Annotated in this window: 11 protein-coding genes and 3 tRNA genes; 8 read left to right on the top strand and 6 right to left on the bottom strand. The window is 53.6% G+C overall.

What is annotated here, in order from left to right:
* Positions 1 to 45: 45 nt before the first annotated feature.
* The 3 genes from ptrA to recD are packed head-to-tail and all read left to right on the top strand — an operon-like array spanning position 46 to position 8,292.
* Positions 46 to 2,934, top strand: coding sequence for a pitrilysin (gene ptrA / locus On2M_RS19360; RefSeq protein WP_187258942.1), 2,889 nt, complete (start codon positions 46 to 48; stop codon positions 2,932 to 2,934).
* On the top strand, positions 2,927 to 6,475 hold the full coding sequence (gene recB, locus On2M_RS19355) for an exodeoxyribonuclease V subunit beta (RefSeq protein ID WP_210905327.1): 3,549 nt from the start codon (positions 2,927 to 2,929) through the stop codon (positions 6,473 to 6,475). Before ptrA ends, recB begins: the two co-directional genes overlap by 8 nt.
* Positions 6,472 to 8,292, top strand: coding sequence for an exodeoxyribonuclease V subunit alpha (recD, locus tag On2M_RS19350; protein WP_210905326.1), 1,821 nt, complete (start codon positions 6,472 to 6,474; stop codon positions 8,290 to 8,292). Before recB ends, recD begins: the two co-directional genes overlap by 4 nt.
* Before the next feature lie 47 nt (positions 8,293 to 8,339).
* Here the strand turns inward: recD and argA are convergent, their stop codons facing one another.
* Positions 8,340 to 9,671: an amino-acid N-acetyltransferase gene (gene argA, locus On2M_RS19345; protein WP_008785703.1), complete on the bottom strand. Its 1,332-nt coding sequence runs from the start codon at positions 9,669 to 9,671 to the stop codon at positions 8,340 to 8,342.
* A gap of 233 nt (positions 9,672 to 9,904) precedes the next feature.
* On the opposite strand from argA, the gene amiC reads away from it, so the two are divergent.
* On the top strand, positions 9,905 to 11,158 hold the full coding sequence (gene amiC / locus On2M_RS19340; protein WP_032937467.1) for an N-acetylmuramoyl-L-alanine amidase AmiC: 1,254 nt from the start codon (positions 9,905 to 9,907) through the stop codon (positions 11,156 to 11,158).
* 74 nt (positions 11,159 to 11,232) lie between these two features.
* Here the strand turns inward: amiC and On2M_RS19335 are convergent.
* The 3 genes from On2M_RS19335 to On2M_RS19325 all read right to left on the bottom strand — a co-directional run bounded on the left by On2M_RS19335 (position 11,233) and on the right by On2M_RS19325 (position 11,663).
* A tRNA-Met gene (locus On2M_RS19335) sits at positions 11,233 to 11,309 on the bottom strand.
* A gap of 152 nt (positions 11,310 to 11,461) precedes the next feature.
* Positions 11,462 to 11,538: transfer RNA gene (locus tag On2M_RS19330), tRNA-Met, on the bottom strand.
* A gap of 48 nt (positions 11,539 to 11,586) precedes the next feature.
* Positions 11,587 to 11,663: transfer RNA gene (locus On2M_RS19325), tRNA-Met, on the bottom strand.
* 205 nt (positions 11,664 to 11,868) lie between these two features.
* On the opposite strand from On2M_RS19325, the gene mltA reads away from it, so the two are divergent.
* Positions 11,869 to 12,966 (top strand): murein transglycosylase A, encoded by a 1,098-nt coding sequence (gene mltA, locus On2M_RS19320; RefSeq protein WP_187253140.1) that lies wholly within the window; start codon positions 11,869 to 11,871, stop codon positions 12,964 to 12,966.
* A 108-nt stretch (positions 12,967 to 13,074) separates the two neighbouring features.
* Entirely contained in the window at positions 13,075 to 13,881 is an 807-nt protein-coding gene (gene tcdA, locus On2M_RS19315) for a tRNA cyclic N6-threonylcarbamoyladenosine(37) synthase TcdA (RefSeq protein ID WP_151218275.1), read from the top strand.
* A 44-nt stretch (positions 13,882 to 13,925) separates the two neighbouring features.
* Here the strand turns inward: tcdA and csdE are convergent, their stop codons facing one another.
* A complete protein-coding gene (csdE, locus tag On2M_RS19310; RefSeq protein ID WP_187258938.1) occupies positions 13,926 to 14,369 on the bottom strand; it encodes a cysteine desulfurase sulfur acceptor subunit CsdE in 444 nt (147 codons plus the stop codon).
* Entirely contained in the window at positions 14,369 to 15,574 is a 1,206-nt protein-coding gene (csdA, locus tag On2M_RS19305; protein WP_187253138.1) for a cysteine desulfurase CsdA, read from the bottom strand. Before csdA ends, csdE begins: the two co-directional genes overlap by 1 nt.
* A gap of 192 nt (positions 15,575 to 15,766) precedes the next feature.
* Between csdA and On2M_RS19300 the strand changes: the two genes are divergently transcribed.
* Positions 15,767 to 15,994: a YgdI/YgdR family lipoprotein gene (locus On2M_RS19300; protein ID WP_151218272.1), complete on the top strand. Its 228-nt coding sequence runs from the start codon at positions 15,767 to 15,769 to the stop codon at positions 15,992 to 15,994.
* Between the two features lie 366 nt (positions 15,995 to 16,360).
* Entirely contained in the window at positions 16,361 to 17,278 is a 918-nt protein-coding gene (gene gcvA, locus On2M_RS19295; protein ID WP_151218271.1) for a glycine cleavage system transcriptional regulator GcvA, read from the top strand.
* The last annotated feature ends 4 nt before the right edge of the window (positions 17,279 to 17,282 follow it).

Genomic DNA, 17,282 nt, shown 5'->3' with positions numbered 1-17,282 from the left:
TGTTTTGCAGTGAACAGGTGAATACGTTAATGATGAGGTTTGTGAATGCCCCGCAGCACCTGGTTCAGCGCATTACTGTTGTTCGTCGCCCTTTGGGTTCCCGTAAGTCAGGCAGATACCGGTTGGCAGCCTTTAGCTGAAACCATCCGTAAAAGCGATAAAGACACCCGTCAGTATCAGGCTGTACGCCTTGATAACGGTATGGTCGTATTGCTGGTATCCGATCCGCAGGCCGTGAAATCCCTTTCTGCGCTGGTGGTCCCCGTGGGCTCACTGGAAGATCCGGACGATCATCAGGGGCTGGCGCATTATCTCGAACACATGTGTTTAATGGGGTCGAAAAAATATCCACAGCCGGACAGTCTGTCTGAATTCCTGAAAATGCACGGCGGCAGCCATAATGCCAGCACCGCGCCTTATCGTACGGCTTTCTATCTTGAGGTTGAAAACGACGCGCTGGTGGGGGCGGTAGATCGCCTGGCGGACGCTATTGCCGATCCGTTACTGGATAAAAAATATGCCGATCGCGAGCGTAACGCGGTTAACTCCGAGCTGACGCTGGCGCGTACCCGAGACGGGATGCGTATGGCGCAGGTGAGTGCTGAGACCATTAACCCGGCGCACCCTGGCTCGCGTTTCTCTGGCGGAAATCTTGAGACATTAAGCGATAAACCGGGCAACCCGGTGGTGCAGGCTTTACAAAAATTTCATGAAAAGTACTACTCCGCGAACCTGATGAAGGCGGTGATTTATAGCAATAAACCATTGCCAGAGCTGGCGCGGATAGCGGCTGACACCTTTGGACGCGTGCCGAACAGAAATATCGACAAGCCTGAAATTACCGTACCGGTAGTCACTGACGCGCAAAAGGGCGTCATCATCCACTATGTTCCGGCAATGCCGCGTAAAGTGCTGCGCGTCGAGTTTCGTATTGATAACAATAGCGCGCAATTCCGCAGTAAAACCGATGAGCTGGTGACCTACCTGATTGGCAATCGTAGCCCGGGCACATTGTCTGACTGGTTGCAAAAGCAGGGGCTGGTAGAAGGTATTCGTGCGGACTCCGATCCGGTAGTCAATGGGAATAGCGGCGTGTTAGCCATTTCCGCGACGTTAACCGACAAAGGTCTTGCGAACCGCGATGAGGTTGTTGCTGCAATCTTTAGCTATCTCAATCTGTTACGCGAGAAAGGCGTAGACAAACGCTATTTTGACGAACTGGCACACGTGCTGGATCTCGATTTCCGTTATCCTTCCATCACGCGTGATATGGACTACGTGGAATGGCTGGCAGACACCATGATCCGCGTTCCCGTCGAGCATACTCTGGATGCGGTGAATATTGCCGATCAATACGATGCGAAGGCCGTTGAGCAACGTCTGGCAATGATGACGCCGCAGAATGCGCGTATCTGGTATATCAGCGCGAAAGAGCCGCATAATAAAACGGCTTACTTTGTCGATGCGCCTTATCAGGTAGATAAAATCAGCGACAAAACCTTTGCCGACTGGCAGCAAAAAGCGCAAGGCATTGCGTTGTCATTACCGGAGTTGAACCCCTACATTCCTGATGATTTCACGCTGATTAAGGCGGATAAAAAATACGCTCACCCGGAACTGATCGTTGATGAGCCGGATTTACGCGTGGTGTATGCGCCGAGCCAGTATTTTGCCAGTGAGCCGAAAGCCGATGTCAGCGTGATCCTGCGTAACCCGAAAGCGATGGACAGCGCCCGCAATCAGGTATTATTCGCACTTAACGATTACCTGGCGGGCGTTGCGCTCGATCAGTTAAGCAACCAGGCATCAGTGGGGGGGATTGGTTTCTCTACCAACGCTAATAATGGTTTGATGCTAAATGCTAACGGCTACACCCAACGTTTGCCGCAGCTTTTTCAGGCGCTGCTGAGTGGCTATTTCAGCTACAGTTCAACAGATGAACAACTGGAACAGGCAAAATCCTGGTATGCCCAGATGATGGATTCCGCAGAGAAGGGGAAAGCCTACGATCAGGCTATTATGCCGGTACAGATGCTTTCTCAGGTGCCGTACTTCTCACGCGATGAGCGCCGTAAGCTGCTGCCTTCCATCACCCTGAAAGAGGTAATGGCCTATCGCGATGCCTTGAAAACCGGGGCGCGGCCTGAATTCCTGGTCATTGGCAATATGAGCGAAGCTCAGGCGACGACCATGGCGCGGGATATCCAAAAACAGCTTGGCGCTAACGGGTCACAGTGGTGTCGCAATAAAGATGTGGTTGTAGACAAGAAGCAGTCCGTCATCTTTGAAAAAGCGGGCAGCAGCACGGATTCCGCGCTGGCGGCGGTATTTGTGCCAACTGGCTACGACGAATACACCAGTTCAGCCTATAGCGCCATGTTAGGGCAGATTGTTCAACCGTGGTTCTACAATCAACTGCGTACTGAAGAGCAATTAGGCTACGCTGTATTTGCTTTCCCGATGAGCGTTGGACGTCAGTGGGGAATGGGGTTCCTGTTGCAAAGCAGCGATAAGCAACCATCTTACCTTTGGGAGCGTTATAAAGCGTTTTTCCCGACGGCGGAAGCGAAATTGCGGGCGATGAAACCTGAAGAGTTCGCGCAAATTCAGCAGGCGATTATTGCGCAAATGCTGCAGGCGCCGCAAACGCTGGGGGAAGAAGCCTCGCAGTTAAGCAAAGATTTTGATCGCGGCAATATGCGCTTCGATTCACGTGATAAAATAGTGGCTCAGATTAAACTGCTGACGCCGCAAAAACTTGCCGACTTCTTCCATCAGGCGGTGGTTGAGCCGCAAGGCATGGCGATACTGTCACAGATTTCCGGCAGTCAGAACGGGAAAGCAGAATATGTGCACCCGGAAGGCTGGAAAGTGTGGCAGACCGTCAGCGCGTTGCAGCAAACCTTACCCCTGATGAGTGATAAGAATGAATGATGCCGCTGAGTCCCTTGATCCTCTCCGCTTGCCCCTGACGGGCGAGCGCCTGATTGAAGCCTCTGCGGGCACCGGTAAAACCTTTACCATCGCCGCCCTGTATTTACGTTTGCTGCTTGGACTGGGCGGCTCTGCCGCCTTTCCCCGTCCGCTGACCGTCGAAGAACTGTTAGTGGTCACCTTCACCGAGGCGGCTACTGAAGAGTTGCGCGGTCGTATCCGTAGCAACATCCATGAACTGCGCATTGCCTGCCTGCGTGAAACCACTGACAACCCGCTATACGCCCGTCTGTTAGATGAAATCGCCGATAAAAAACAGTCAGCCCGGTGGCTGCTATTGGCTGAAAGGCAGATGGATGAAGCGGCGGTGTTTACCATTCATGGTTTTTGCCAGCGTATGCTCAGCCTCAACGCCTTTGAATCAGGCATGCTGTTTGAACAACAGCTGATCGAAGATGAATCACTACTGCGTTATCAGGCCTGCGCGGATTTCTGGCGTCGACACTGCTATCCGCTGCCCCGCGATATTGCGCAGGTGATTTTTGAAACGTGGAAAGGGCCGCAGGCGCTGTTAAGGGATATCGATCGCTATCTGCAAGGGGAAGCGCCGGTTATTAAGGCTCCGCCGCCCGATGATGAAACGCTGGCAACCCGGCACGAACACATTCTCGCGCGTATTAATCAAATTAAGCAGCAATGGCGCGATGCCGTTGATGAGCTTGATGGCCTGCTGGAGGCCTCCGGGATTGACCGGCGTAAATTTAATCGCGGTAACCAGGGCAAGTGGATCGAAAAGATCAGCGCATGGGCGCAGGAAGAAACACAAAGCTATCAACTGCCTGATGCGCTGGAGAAATTCTCCCAGCGCTTTTTAGAAGAGCGAACCAAAGCGGGCGGCGTAACGCCTCAGCACCCGCTGTTTGTCGCAATTGATGAACTGCTTAGCGAACCATTAACTCTCCGCGATTTGGTGATCACCCGGGCGCTGGCGGAGATCCGTTTGGCGGTTGCCGAGGAGAAACGCCGCCGAGGCGAGCTGGGTTTTGACGATATGCTCAGCCGTCTGGATGCGGCGCTGCGCAGTGAAAGTGGTGATGCGCTGGCAACGGCGATTCGTACCCGTTTTCCGGTCGCGATGATCGATGAATTCCAGGATACCGACCCGCAGCAGTACCGTATTTTTCGCCGGATCTGGCAACATCAGCCGGATACCGCGCTGCTGCTGCTGATTGGCGATCCGAAACAGGCCATTTACGCGTTTCGTGGTGCGGATATCTTTACCTACATGAAGGCGCGTAGCGAAGTCAGCGCACACTATACGCTTGATACTAACTGGCGTTCGGCTCCTGGCATGGTCAATAGCGTGAATACGATTTTCAGCCAGATGAATGACGCCTTTATGTTCCGCGAAATCCCCTTCAGCCCGGTCAAATTCGCAGAAAAAAACCAGTCGCTTCAGTTTGTTATACACGGTGAAACGCAGCCAGCCATGAGTATGTGGCTGATGGAAGGGGAAAGCTGTGGCGTAGGCGACTATCAGAACTATATGGCGCAGGTGTGCGCCACGCACATTCGCGACTGGCTTAAGGCTGGGCATTCTGGGGCTGCGCAACTGGTCAGCAGTAAAGCGTCCAGGCCGGTACGCGCCTCGGACATCAGCGTACTGGTTCGTAGCCGCCAGGAGGCGGCGCTGGTCCGTGATGCGCTGACGCAACTGGCCATTCCCTCTGTTTATCTCTCCAACCGTGACAGCGTGTTTGAAACGCTCGAAGCGCAGGAACTGCTGTGGGTACTGCAGGCGGTGATGACACCGGAGCGTGAGAACACGCTGCGTAGCGCGCTGGCGACCTCAATGATGGGCCTGAATGCGCAGGATCTTGAAGCGTTAAATAACGACGAAAATGCCTGGGATGCGGTGGTTGAAGAGTTTGATGGCTATCGTCAGATCTGGCATAAACGCGGCGTGATGCCGATGCTGCGCGCGCTGATGTCGGCCCGCCAGATTGCGGAAAACTTGCTGGCGACGGCGGGGGGCGAACGTCGCCTGACTGACATTTTACACATCAGTGAACTGTTACAGGAAGCCGGCTCGCAACTCGAAAGCGAGCATGCGCTGGTGCGCTGGCTATCTCAGCATATTCTTGAACCCGACAGCAATGCCTCCAGTCAGCAGCTCAGGCTCGAAAGCGACAAGCATTTGGTCAAAATCGTCACTATCCACAAATCGAAAGGGTTGGAATATCCGCTGGTCTGGCTGCCGTTTATCACCAATTTCCGCGTCCAGGATCAGGCTTTCTATCACGATCGCAGCTCCTTTGAAGCGGTGCTGGATCTCAGCGATGCCGCGGAGAGCGTTGAGCTGGCCGAAGCGGAACGTCTGGCGGAGGATCTGCGCTTACTCTATGTCGCACTGACCCGTTCGGTATGGCACTGCAGTCTTGGCGTTGCGCCGTTGGTGCGCCGTCGGGGCGATAAAAAAGGGGATACCGATGTGCATCAGAGCGCGCTTGGCCGCCTGTTGCAAAAAGGCGAACCGATGGATGCCGCGGGTCTGCGTGGCGCGATTGAAGCGCTGTGCTGCGATGATATTGCCTGCCAGACGCCAGCACAGCCTGACGGTGAACCCTGGCAGGTTGCGCAGAACGTCAGCGGTGAACTGAGTGCGAAAATACTGCAGCATACGCCCGGCGACAGCTGGCGCGTGACCAGTTATTCCGGTCTGCAACAGCGTGGACATGGTATTGCGCAGGATCTGATCCCGCGACTGGATATCGATGCCGCAGGCGTCGGTGAGGTTATTGAAGAATCAGGACTCACGCCGCATCAGTTCCCGCGTGGCGCTTCGCCGGGTACATTCTTGCATAGCTTGTTTGAAGATCTCGACTTTACCCAACCAGTAGAGCCAGATTGGGTCGAAGAAAAATTGGCGTTGGGTGGTTATGACGCACACTGGACGCCGGTTTTGACCGCATGGTTGGACGCTATTTTGCAGGCGCCTCTCAATGAGAACGGCGTGAGCCTGAGTCAGCTTTCCGCGCGTGAAAAACAGGTGGAGATGGAGTTTTATCTGCCGATTTCGCAGCCCCTGATGGCCAGCCAACTTGATGCGTTGATCCGCCAATACGATCCGCTCTCGGCAGGGTGCCCTGCGCTTGATTTTATGCAGGTGCGCGGCATGCTAAAAGGGTTCATTGACCTGGTATTCCGCCATCAGGGACGTTATTACCTGCTCGATTACAAATCGAACTGGCTGGGCGAAGACAGCTCAGCCTATACACAGCAGGCGATGGCCTCTGCCATGCAGGCGCATCGCTACGACCTGCAGTATCAACTTTATACCCTCGCGCTGCATCGCTACTTGCGCCATCGCATTGCTGATTACGATTATGAACGCCATTTTGGCGGCGTTATCTATCTCTTCCTGCGTGGTGTTGACCGTGAAAATCCGCAGCAGGGAATTTTCGCGACCCGACCAGAGGGGGAGTTGATCGCCTTGATGGACGAGTTGTTTGCCGGTGTGCCGCTGGAGGAGATGTCATGACAATCCAGAAACGATTACTGGAAGCCGTTGAGCAAAAGCAGCTCCGGCCTCTGGATGCCCAGTTTGCACTGGCGGTTGCCGGAAATGATAACCCTGCCGTTGCACTGGCAGCGGCGTTGCTCAGCCGTGAAGCTGGAGAAGGGCACGTCTGCTTACCGCTTTCGCGTCTATCCCGAAGCGAGGACGTGCATCCGCTGTTAAGCGCCTGGCTCGCTGAAGCGGGAGAGCCTGAAGACTGGGCTGAATGCCTGCTGGCCTCCGGGGCGGTAAGCCGTGGCGATCAGCCGACGCCGCTGGTGCTGTACGGCGATCGTTTGTATCTGAACCGGATGTGGCATAACGAACGCGCGGTGGCGCGCTTTTTCGGTGAAGTTAACCACGCCATTGAGGTGGATGAACAACGGCTGATTCACACGCTGGCGGCGCTGTTTCCACCCGTTGAAGGCTTTGACTGGCAAAAAGTGGCTGCTGCCGTAGCGCTGACCCGCCGTATATCGGTTATCTCCGGCGGACCGGGGACCGGAAAAACAACAACGGTGGCGAGGCTTCTGGCGGCGTTGATTCAGATGGCGGACGGTGAACGCTGTCGTATTCGTCTGGCGGCACCCACGGGAAAAGCAGCAGCACGTCTGACCGCCTCGCTGGGCGCGGCGTTGCGTGAACTGCCGCTGACCGATGAGCAAAAGAAGCGCATTCCCGATGACGCCAGTACGTTGCACCGCTTATTGGGGGCTCAGCCTGGTAGCCAACGCCTGCGGCATCATGCAGGAAACCCGTTGCATCTGGACGTGCTGGTAGTGGATGAAGCCTCGATGATCGATTTGCCGATGATGTCGCGCCTTATCGATGCGCTGCCGCCACATGGGCGGGTGATATTTCTAGGCGATCGCGACCAGCTCGCTTCTGTTGAAGCGGGGGCAGTACTGGGAGATATCTGTGCTTTCGTCGGTGATGGTTTTACCCCGGAGCGTGCCCGCCAGCTTAGTCGTCTGACTGAAACCACTATTCCGGCCGGTTCGGGAACTCAGGCGGCTGCTCTGCGTGACAGTTTGTGCCTGCTGCAAAAGAGCTACCGTTTCGGTAGCGATTCCGGAATCGGTCAGTTGGCTGCAGCGATTAATCGTGGTGACAAAGCCGCGATAAAAACGGTCTTCCAGCAGGGATTTAGCGACATCGAAAAACGCTCTCTGCACAGCAGCGAAGATTACTCTGCGATGCTGGAGGAAGCGCTGGCGGGTTATGGTCACTATCTGGATTTATTGCGCGAGCGCGCCGAGCCGGATGCTGTCATTCAGGCCTTCAATGAGTATCAGCTATTGTGCGCCCTGCGGGAAGGTCCGTTTGGCGTGAGTGGTTTGAATGAACGCATTGAGCAGGTGATGGCGCAAAAACGCAAAATTCACCGTGCGACGCATAGCCGCTGGTATGAGGGAAGGCCAGTGATGATCGCGCGCAATGACAGTTCGTTGGGATTATTTAACGGTGATATTGGCATTGCCCTCGATCGTGGGCAGGGTCTGAGGGTATGGTTTGCGCTGCCGGACGGTTCTATCAAATCGGTTCAGCCCAGTCGCTTGCCTGAACATGAAACCACCTGGGCAATGACCGTACATAAATCGCAGGGATCTGAGTTTGACCACGCGGCGTTGATTTTGCCCAACCAGCATTCACCTGTGGTGACTCGCGAGCTGGTCTATACCGCCGTTACCCGCGCGCGTCGTCGTTTGTCGCTGTATGCCGATGAGCGGATATTGAGTGGTGCCATTGCCATCCGCACTGAACGACGCAGCGGATTGTCGGCGCTGTTTAATCAATAACATTTGCTGGCCGGATAAGGCAGTTATGCCGTATCCGGCAACGATCACTACCCTAAATCCGCCATCAGCACTTTTGACCGCCGTTGATAGTTGTACATCTCTTTTTTACTTTCCGGCAGCAGGTCGATATCCACCGGCGTGAAGCCTCGCTCCTGGAACCAGTGAATGCTGCGTGTGGTCAGCACGAACAGCTTGCTCAGCCCCATTTGCCGGGCCTGCGCCGCGATCCGCTCCAGCAACACTTCCCCGCGGGACGAACTACGGTAGTCGGGATGCACAGCCACGCATGCCATTTCACCAATCCGCTCTTCCGGGAAAGGGTACAGAGCGGCGCAGGCGATAGTCAGGTTATCGCGCTGAATAATGGTGAATTTGTCGATCTCCATTTCCAGTTGTTCGCGCGAGCGGCGGACCAGAATACCTTGCTGTTCCAGCGGGCGGATAAGCTCCAGAATCCCGCCGATATCGTTAATGGTAGCGCGACGGATCTGCTCGGCGCTTTCCATTACAATCTGCGTCCCGATGCCGTCGCGGGAGAACAGTTCCTGCAGCAAGGCGCCATCTTCCTGATAGCTGATCAGATGGCAGCGGCGTACGCCACTGCGACAGGCTTTCACTGCTCCGCGCAGGAAACGCACCGTACCGGAGCTGTAATCGCCTTTCTCTTCCTGCAACTCAACGCGAGCCTGAGCTTCGTTAGGAAACAACTCGGAAATAATATCGCCATCATCGTTGGTGACACCCTGAGACGAGCAAAAACCGATCATTTTCTCTGCCTTCAGTTTGATAGCCAGCTGCGTGGCGACCTCTTCTGACGTCAGATTAAAGCTCTCACCAGTGACGGAAACGGCGACCGGGCCCATCAGCACAATCGCGCCGCTGTCCAGCTGGCGGTGAATAGCATCTTCATCAATACGACGAATACGCCCGCTATGGCAGTAATCTACGCCGTCATCAACGCCCAGCGGCTGGGAGATAATAAAATTACCACTGACCACATTGATATGCGCCCCCTGCAACGGCGTATTATTCAGGCTCATCGACAGGCGGGCGGTGATATCAAGCTGAAGTAGCCCCGCAGCCTGTTTGACCAGCTCTAGGGTTTTCGCATCGGTGACGCGCGTGTTTTTGTGGTACACCGGCTCATGATGATGCGCCGCAAGATTGGCATCAATCTGCGGGCGTGCGCCATAGACCACGACCAGGCGGATGCCGAGGCTATGAAGAAGACCAATGTCATTGACGATACTGGAAAAGTTTTCATGCTCGATGGCTTCACCGCCCAGCATAATGACAAACGTTTTTCCCCGATGGGTATTGATATAGGGAACAGAATGGCGGAATCCCTGTACCAGTTCGGTTCTACGCTCCTTCACCACGGTACACCCTCATTGCATGATTATTCGTAATTTGTGTATTTTTATTCTGTTTTAGTCCTGTGCGCAAGCGTAATTTTTACTCATGCTGAAGATTTTTATCAGTAATACCGTGAATATAAAAAGAATGTTTACCCTTTTATAGATGACAGATTATGCGTCATTCGCTAAAGTTTCCGGTCAATTCGGACGTTTTACGTATTACTCAATACAGATTTCTTTTGCTCGGGAGAAGCATGTCGGGATCCAACTCAGCAATCAGTCGCCGCCGTTTACTGAAAGGTGCGGGTGCTATGTGGCTTTTAAGCGTCAGCCAGGTTGGTTTGGCTGCCGCGAGTCAGGTCGTTGCCGTACGTATCTGGCCTGCGTCCAGCTATACCCGCGTCACGGTGGAATCTAACCGTCTGCTGAAATACAAACAGTTTGCCCTGAGTAATCCTGAGCGTGTGGTTGTGGATATTGAAGACGTTAATTTGAACTCGGTGCTCAAGGGTATGGGAGCACAGATTCGTCCTGACGATCCGTATATTAAGTCGGCGCGCGTAGGCCAGTTTGATCCAAAGACCGTGCGGATGGTGTTCGAGCTGAAACAGAATGTGAAGCCGCAACTTTTTGCGCTTGCGCCGGTGGCGGGCTTTAAAGAACGTCTGGTGATGGACCTCTATCCTGCAAATGCTCAGGATGTCCAGGATCCGCTGCTGGCATTGCTGGAAGATTACAACAAGGGCGATCTGGATAAACAGGTGCCACCTGCACAAAGTGGCCCGCAGCCGGGTAAAGCGGGGCGCGATCGTCCCATTGTCATTATGTTGGATCCAGGCCACGGCGGAGAAGACTCCGGTGCGGTGGGGAAATACAAGACGCGTGAAAAGGATGTGGTGCTGCAGATTGCCCGCCGCCTGCGAGCCCTCATAGAGAAAGAGGGCAACATGAAGGTCTTTATGACGCGAAATGAAGATATCTTCATTCCGCTTAAAGTCCGTGTGGCAAAAGCGCAGAAGCAGCGCGCAGACCTGTTTGTCTCTATTCACGCCGATGCCTTTACCAGTCGACAGCCCAGCGGTTCGTCGGTGTTTGCGCTCTCGACCAAAGGCGCAACCAGTACCGCTGCGAAATATCTGGCGCAAACCCAGAACGCCTCGGATCTCATCGGTGGCGTTAGCAAGAGCGGCGACCGCTACGTCGACCATACTATGTTCGACATGGTGCAATCCCTGACCATCGCCGACAGCCTGAAGTTTGGTAAAGCGGTATTAAATAAGCTTGGTAAAATCAACAATCTGCATAAGAACCAGGTTGAACAAGCCGGGTTTGCGGTGCTAAAAGCGCCGGATATTCCGTCCATTCTGGTAGAAACAGCGTTTATCAGTAACGTTGAGGAAGAGCGCAAACTCAAAACGGCGACCTTCCAGCAGGAAGTTGCAGAGTCGATTCTGGCGGGGATTAAAGCCTACTTTGCCGATGGGGCGACGCTGGCGAGAAGGGGATAACAAAAAAGCGCTGAAAAGCGCTTTTTTTACGGATTGCAGATACAAAAAAACACCCGTTAAGGTGTTTAATGTGTTGGTTGCGGGGGCCGGATTTGAACCGACGACCTTCGGGTTATGAGCCCGACGAGCTACCAGGCTGCTCCACCCCGCGTCCGTCTTTTTGCTTCGTATTTCAAACCACATCTGCGTTGGCTTTCCTCGTTCACCTCAGTCACTTACTGGAGTAAGCTCCTAAGGATTCACTGCGTCGCCGCCTTGCTGTGATTTGAACTACTTTGCAAAAATATTACATCAGATTTTAATTGGTTGCGGGGGCCGGATTTGAACCGACGACCTTCGGGTTATGAGCCCGACGAGCTACCAGGCTGCTCCACCCCGCGTCCGTCATTACTCTTCCATCGAGTAACGTTACTGCTTCTGATTTTAATTGGTTGCGGGGGCCAGATTTGAACTGACGACCTTCGGGTTATGAGCCCGACGAGCTACCAGGCTGCTCCACCCCGCGTCCGTGGATGCGCACTATACTCTGCTAATGATTTCATGCAACCCTTTTTTCACCCTGATCACGTTTTTAGGGTGAAAATGAACAAAAACAACGCATTCTGGATTGTTTTTTGCGCAAAATTTGCGTTCGGATAGGTATACGCATTTCATTAGGTTCGGGGGTTTGTTATCTTCGTCTCGCATTCAGGCAACATAAGACGAGAACAATGAAAGGACGTTGGGCAAAATATCTTCTGGCGGGAGTAGTAGTCGCGATGCTCGCCGCGTGTTCCTCAAAACCCACCGATCGTGGGCAGCAGTATAAAGACGGGAAATTTACCCAGCCTTTCTCACTGGTGAATCAGCCTGATGCGGTTGGTGCGCCAATTAATGCCGGTGATTTCGCCGAGCAGGTTAATCAAATTCGCAGCGCATCGCCACGTTTGTACGGTAACCAGAGCAACGTTTACAACGCTATCCAGCAATGGCTACGTGCGGGCGGCGATACGCGCAGTATGCGCCAGTTTGGTATCGATGCCTGGCAAATGGAAGGGGCGGACAACTACGGTAACGTCCAGTTTACGGGCTACTACACGCCGGTAATCCAGGCGCGCCATACGCGTCAGGGCGAATTTCAGTACCCTATCTATCGCATGCCGCCAAAACGTGGGCGCTTACCCAGCCGTGCCGAGATTTATGCGGGTGCCCTGAGCGACAATTATATTCTGGCGTACAGCAACTCCCTGATGGATAACTTCATTATGGATGTTCAGGGCAGTGGTTACATCGATTTTGGCGATGGCAGCCCGCTGAACTTCTTTAGCTATTCCGGGAAAAACGGTCACGCCTATCGCAGTATCGGGAAGGTACTTATCGACCGTGGTGAAGTGAAAAAAGAAGATATGTCGATGCAGGCCATTCGTCATTGGGGTGAAACCCACAGCGAAGCCGAAGTGCGTGAGCTGCTGGAGCAGAACCCATCGTTTGTCTTCTTTAAACCGCAATCTTTTGCGCCGGTCAAAGGGGCCAGCGCGGTACCGCTGATTGGTCGCGCATCCGTGGCTTCTGACCGCAGCATCATTCCTGCGGGCACAACGTTACTCGCGGAAGTCCCCTTACTGGACAATAACGGCAAGTTTACCGGCCAGTACGAACTGCGCCTGATGGTGGCGTTGGATGTGGGCGGGGCGATTAAAGGGCAACACTTCGATATTTACCAGGGCATTGGAGCCGACGCTGGACATCGTGCGGGGTGGTATAATCACTACGGTCGTGTGTGGGTACTGAAAACCGCGCCGGGTGCGGGTAACGTGTTCAGCGGTTAATTGCCGGATAGTGCTGTGCTTATCCGGCCTGGATTATTAAGTAGGCCTGATAAGGCGCAGCCGCCATCAGGCAGTCATATTGCTCGGTATTAATGAATTTGAGGTGTTATGTCTGTGGTTATAAGTGATGCCTGGCGTCAGCGTTTTGGCGGTACGGCGCGTCTGTATGGCGAAAATGCGCTGCAACTGTTTGCCCAATCGCACGTTTGTGTGGTCGGGATTGGCGGCGTGGGATCCTGGGCGGCGGAAGCACTGGCGCGCACCGGCATTGGCGCCATTACGCTCATTGATATGGATGATGTGTGCGTCACCAATACTAACCGCCAGATCCATGCTCTACGCGATAACGTTGGTTTAGCAAAAGCTGAGGTGATGGCGGAACGTATCCGCCAGATTAACCCAGAGTGCCGGGTTAACGTGGTCGATGATTTTGTTACGCCGGACAACGTTGCAGAATATATGAACGCGGGATTTTCGTATGTCATTGATGCGATTGATAGCGTGCGTCCAAAAGCGGCGCTGATCGCTTACTGCCGGCGTAACAAAATCCCGCTGGTGACGACCGGTGGTGCGGGCGGGCAGATCGACCCGACACAAATACAGGTCGTTGATTTGGCAAAAACCATCCAGGATCCGCTGGCGGCCAAACTACGTGAGCGGCTGAAAAGCGATTTTGGCGTGGTGAAAAACAGCAAAGGCAAACTGGGCGTGGATTGTGTGTTCTCGACCGAAGCGCTGGTTTACCCGCAAGCAGATGGCTCTGTATGTGCGATGAAAGCGACGGCTGAAGGGCCGAAACGTATGGATTGTGCATCCGGATTTGGCGCGGCCACGATGGTGACCGCTACCTTTGGTTTTGTTGCCGTTTCACACGCACTGAAGAAGATGATGGCGAAAGCGGCGCGTCAGCATTGAGTTTGATATGCCGGATGGTGACTTCGCTCTCCGGCAAACAACCCTCAAATTTGTCGGGCAACCTCAAAAATCGCCTCGTTCAGGGCATGCAGCCCCTGGCTACGCGAGGCGCTGAGCTGCGTGCGTAAACCCAGCTCGTCAAATAATGCCATTGGCGAATGCGCCAGTAACTCGGTGGCCGTTTTACCTTCGACGGCCGTGAGTAAGACGGCCAACAGCCCGCGCACAATGCGACCTTCGCTATCGCCGAAGAAATGCAGAGTGCCATTCTCATGAAGGCTATGCCCCAGCCAGACGCGGTTTTCGCAGCCCGCAATCTCTTTGGCCTGAGCCTTTAGCGCATCCGGAAGCGCAGGAAGCTGCTTCCCCAGCAGAATCAACTGGCGATATTTATCTTCCCATTGGGTGAGCGGGATAAAGATATTGCGCAATGTATCTTCAGTTACGGTTGTGCCAAACGGGTGTCCGGCGAACAGAGGGCTTGTCATTAATCCACCAATATTTCCAGGGCGCGGTCAACGGCTGCGACCAACGCTTCCACATCATTTTGCGTATTATAAGGTGCAAATGAGGCGCGTAGCGTCCCGGATACGCCCAGTTCTGACAGCAGAGGCTGAGCGCAGTGTTGTCCTGCACGCAGCGCAATACCATATTCGGCCAGCAGCGTCACCATGTCGCTGTGATGAACACCTGCGAAATCAAAGGCTAACAGACTGGAGTCCTGGCAGCGGAAGGACCGAAAACCGGGGCGTTTCGCCAGCGCATCTTCTGCCAGCGTCGCCAGACCACGGCTCCAGTTTTCAGCCTGTGCAGCATCAATGTCATCCAGCCATTCGAGCGCTGCGCTTAGCCCGATAACGCCAGCAACGTTAGGCGTCCCGGCCTCAAGCTTCCATGGCGCAGCCTGAGTGGTGAAACCGTCAAAACTGACTTCACTAATCATCTTACCGCCGCCGAGCCAGGGGGACATGGCTTTCAGCAGTTCCGGTTTTCCGTACAGCACGCCAATGCCAGTGGGGCCGTACAGCTTGTGGCCCGAGAACGCATAGAAATCAATATCTAACTGCTGAACGTCGGCAGGGAAATGGACAATCCCCTGGGCGCCATCGACCATCACCACCATCCCAGCAGCATGGGCGAGCGTAATGGCGCGGACCAGGTCCGGACACCCCCCGGTGACGTTCGACATCTGTCCGAGCGCCAGAATGCGGCTGCGTGGGGTGATGAGTTGCGCGAGGCGCTCAACGTCTGGCAAGAACTGGGCGTTGAGCGGCAGTCTGACGACCTTAGCCCCCGTTTGTTGCGCAACCATTAGCCAGGGAACAAGGTTGGCATGATGTTCCGCCACGCTAACGATAATTTCATCGCCCGGTTGTAAATGCGGCCGCGCATAGCTTTGGGCAACCATATTGATAGCTTCCGTCGTGCCACGGGTCCAGACGATTGTTTTGTCATCCGGCGCGTTAATCAGCCTTGCGACTTTTTCCCGCGCGGCTTCATAGCGAGCGGTCAGGCGCTGTGCTTCGGTAAACTGGCTGCGATGGACGTTCCCGGCGCTGAGGCTATAAAACTGATGGGTAGCCTCAATTACCGCCTGCGGCTTCAGCGCTGTGGCAGCGCTGTCGAGATAAACGCCTGCATCGTTGAGTGCGGGAAATTGTGCGCGAAACTGCGCGGGGTTAAAAGCGTTCATGGTATTCCTCAGTTCAGTAACCCGATCGTGGCGCAAAAAGGGCGCTGATACAAGGGTTGTGCTAACCATCGGAATACTCTGGATATCCTGGCAAAGTCTGCGTAGTGTCTTATGCTAATTAGCGTTAGGCTAGCAATTTAGCCTGTTACGGAGTGTGTTTTTAATAGCATAAATCGCTTTAAGGAGAAGAAGATGAAAAAGACTGCCGCAATTATCTCTGCTTGTATGCTGACTTTTGCCCTGAGCGCCTGTTCCGGTTCGAATTACGTGATGCACACCAACGATGGTCGAACGATTGTATCTGATGGTAAGCCACAGACCGATAATGATACGGGGATGATTTCGTATAAAGACGCTAATGGCAACAAACAGCAGATTAACCGTACCGATGTGAAAGAGATGGTTGAGCTGGATAACTAACCGGTCGTCGTCCATCGACAAAGCGTCTGACAAAAAAAAGCACCGCAATTTGGCGGTGCTACATTAATCACTATGGACAGACAGGGTAAATGTACAGGAAGTGAAAAAGGGTAGCTTTGCTACCATGGTCTGAATCGCAGACCAATTGCAAACACAACAACACAACATCACAACCGTAAGCCAAAAGCCCACCAGAACACGCATTCCGATAAAACTTTTCGTTCCGGCTTCAGGAAGTGCCGCCACTATAGGTATTTGCTGGTAGAACCTCAACGGACAATTTATAATGGCTCAGATAAAAAAAACTAATAGGTTACACCCTGTTAGCTAATTGTTAAATTGATTTAACATCAAAGCCTAAAAGTCATGTCAAAACGATTACCACCCTTAAATGCGTTGCGTGTTTTTGATGCTGCAGCGCGTCATTTGAGCTTTACGCGCGCAGCAGAAGAGCTTTTTGTGACGCAGGCCGCAGTAAGTCATCAAATCAAGTCACTCGAGGATTTCCTGGGGCTGAAGCTGTTTCGTCGACGCAATCGATCTTTACTGTTAACGGAAGAAGGCCAAAGCTACTTTCTCGACATCAAAGAGATTTTTTCGCAATTAACCGACGCGACGCGTAAACTTCAGGCACGCAGTGCAAAAGGCGCGCTTACGGTTAGTTTATTGCCCAGTTTTGCGATCCAATGGCTGGTGCCCAGACTCTCTAGCTTTAATTCAGCTTATCCGGGAATCGATGTCAGGATCCAGGCGGTGGACCGTCAGGAAGACAAACTGGCCGATGATGTTGATGTGGCGATTTTCTACGGACGAGGCAACTGGCCGGGTCTGCGCGTTGAAAAATTGTACGCAGAATATTTATTGCCGGTCTGCTCGCCGCTATTACTTACCGGTGATAAACCGCTAAAGACACCCGAAGATTTGGCAAAACACACACTGTTGCACGATGCCTCGCGCCGCGACTGGCAGGCTTATACGCGCCAGCTTGGCCTGAACCACATTAACGTACAGCAGGGACCCATCTTCAGCCATAGCGCCATGGTGCTCCAGGCTGCTATCCATGGACAGGGAATTGCGTTGGCTAATAACGTCATGGCGCAGTCCGAGATTGAAGCCGGACGTCTGGTCTGTCCGTTTAATGATGTTCTGGTCAGCAAAAACGCATTTTATCTGGTTTGTCATGACAGTCAGGCAGAACTGGGTAAAATAGCCGCCTTTCGTCAGTGGATTCTGGCGAAAGCGGCCACGGAACAAGAAAAATTCCGCTTTCGTTATGAACAATAATTTT

Origin of the sequence: Citrobacter sp. On2M (genome assembly GCF_018035235.1) — a bacterium.
GTDB lineage: Bacteria > Pseudomonadota > Gammaproteobacteria > Enterobacterales > Enterobacteriaceae > Citrobacter > Citrobacter meridianamericanus.
Note: the sequence above shows the minus strand (reverse complement) of the source record. Positions and strands in the feature narration are given on the sequence as shown.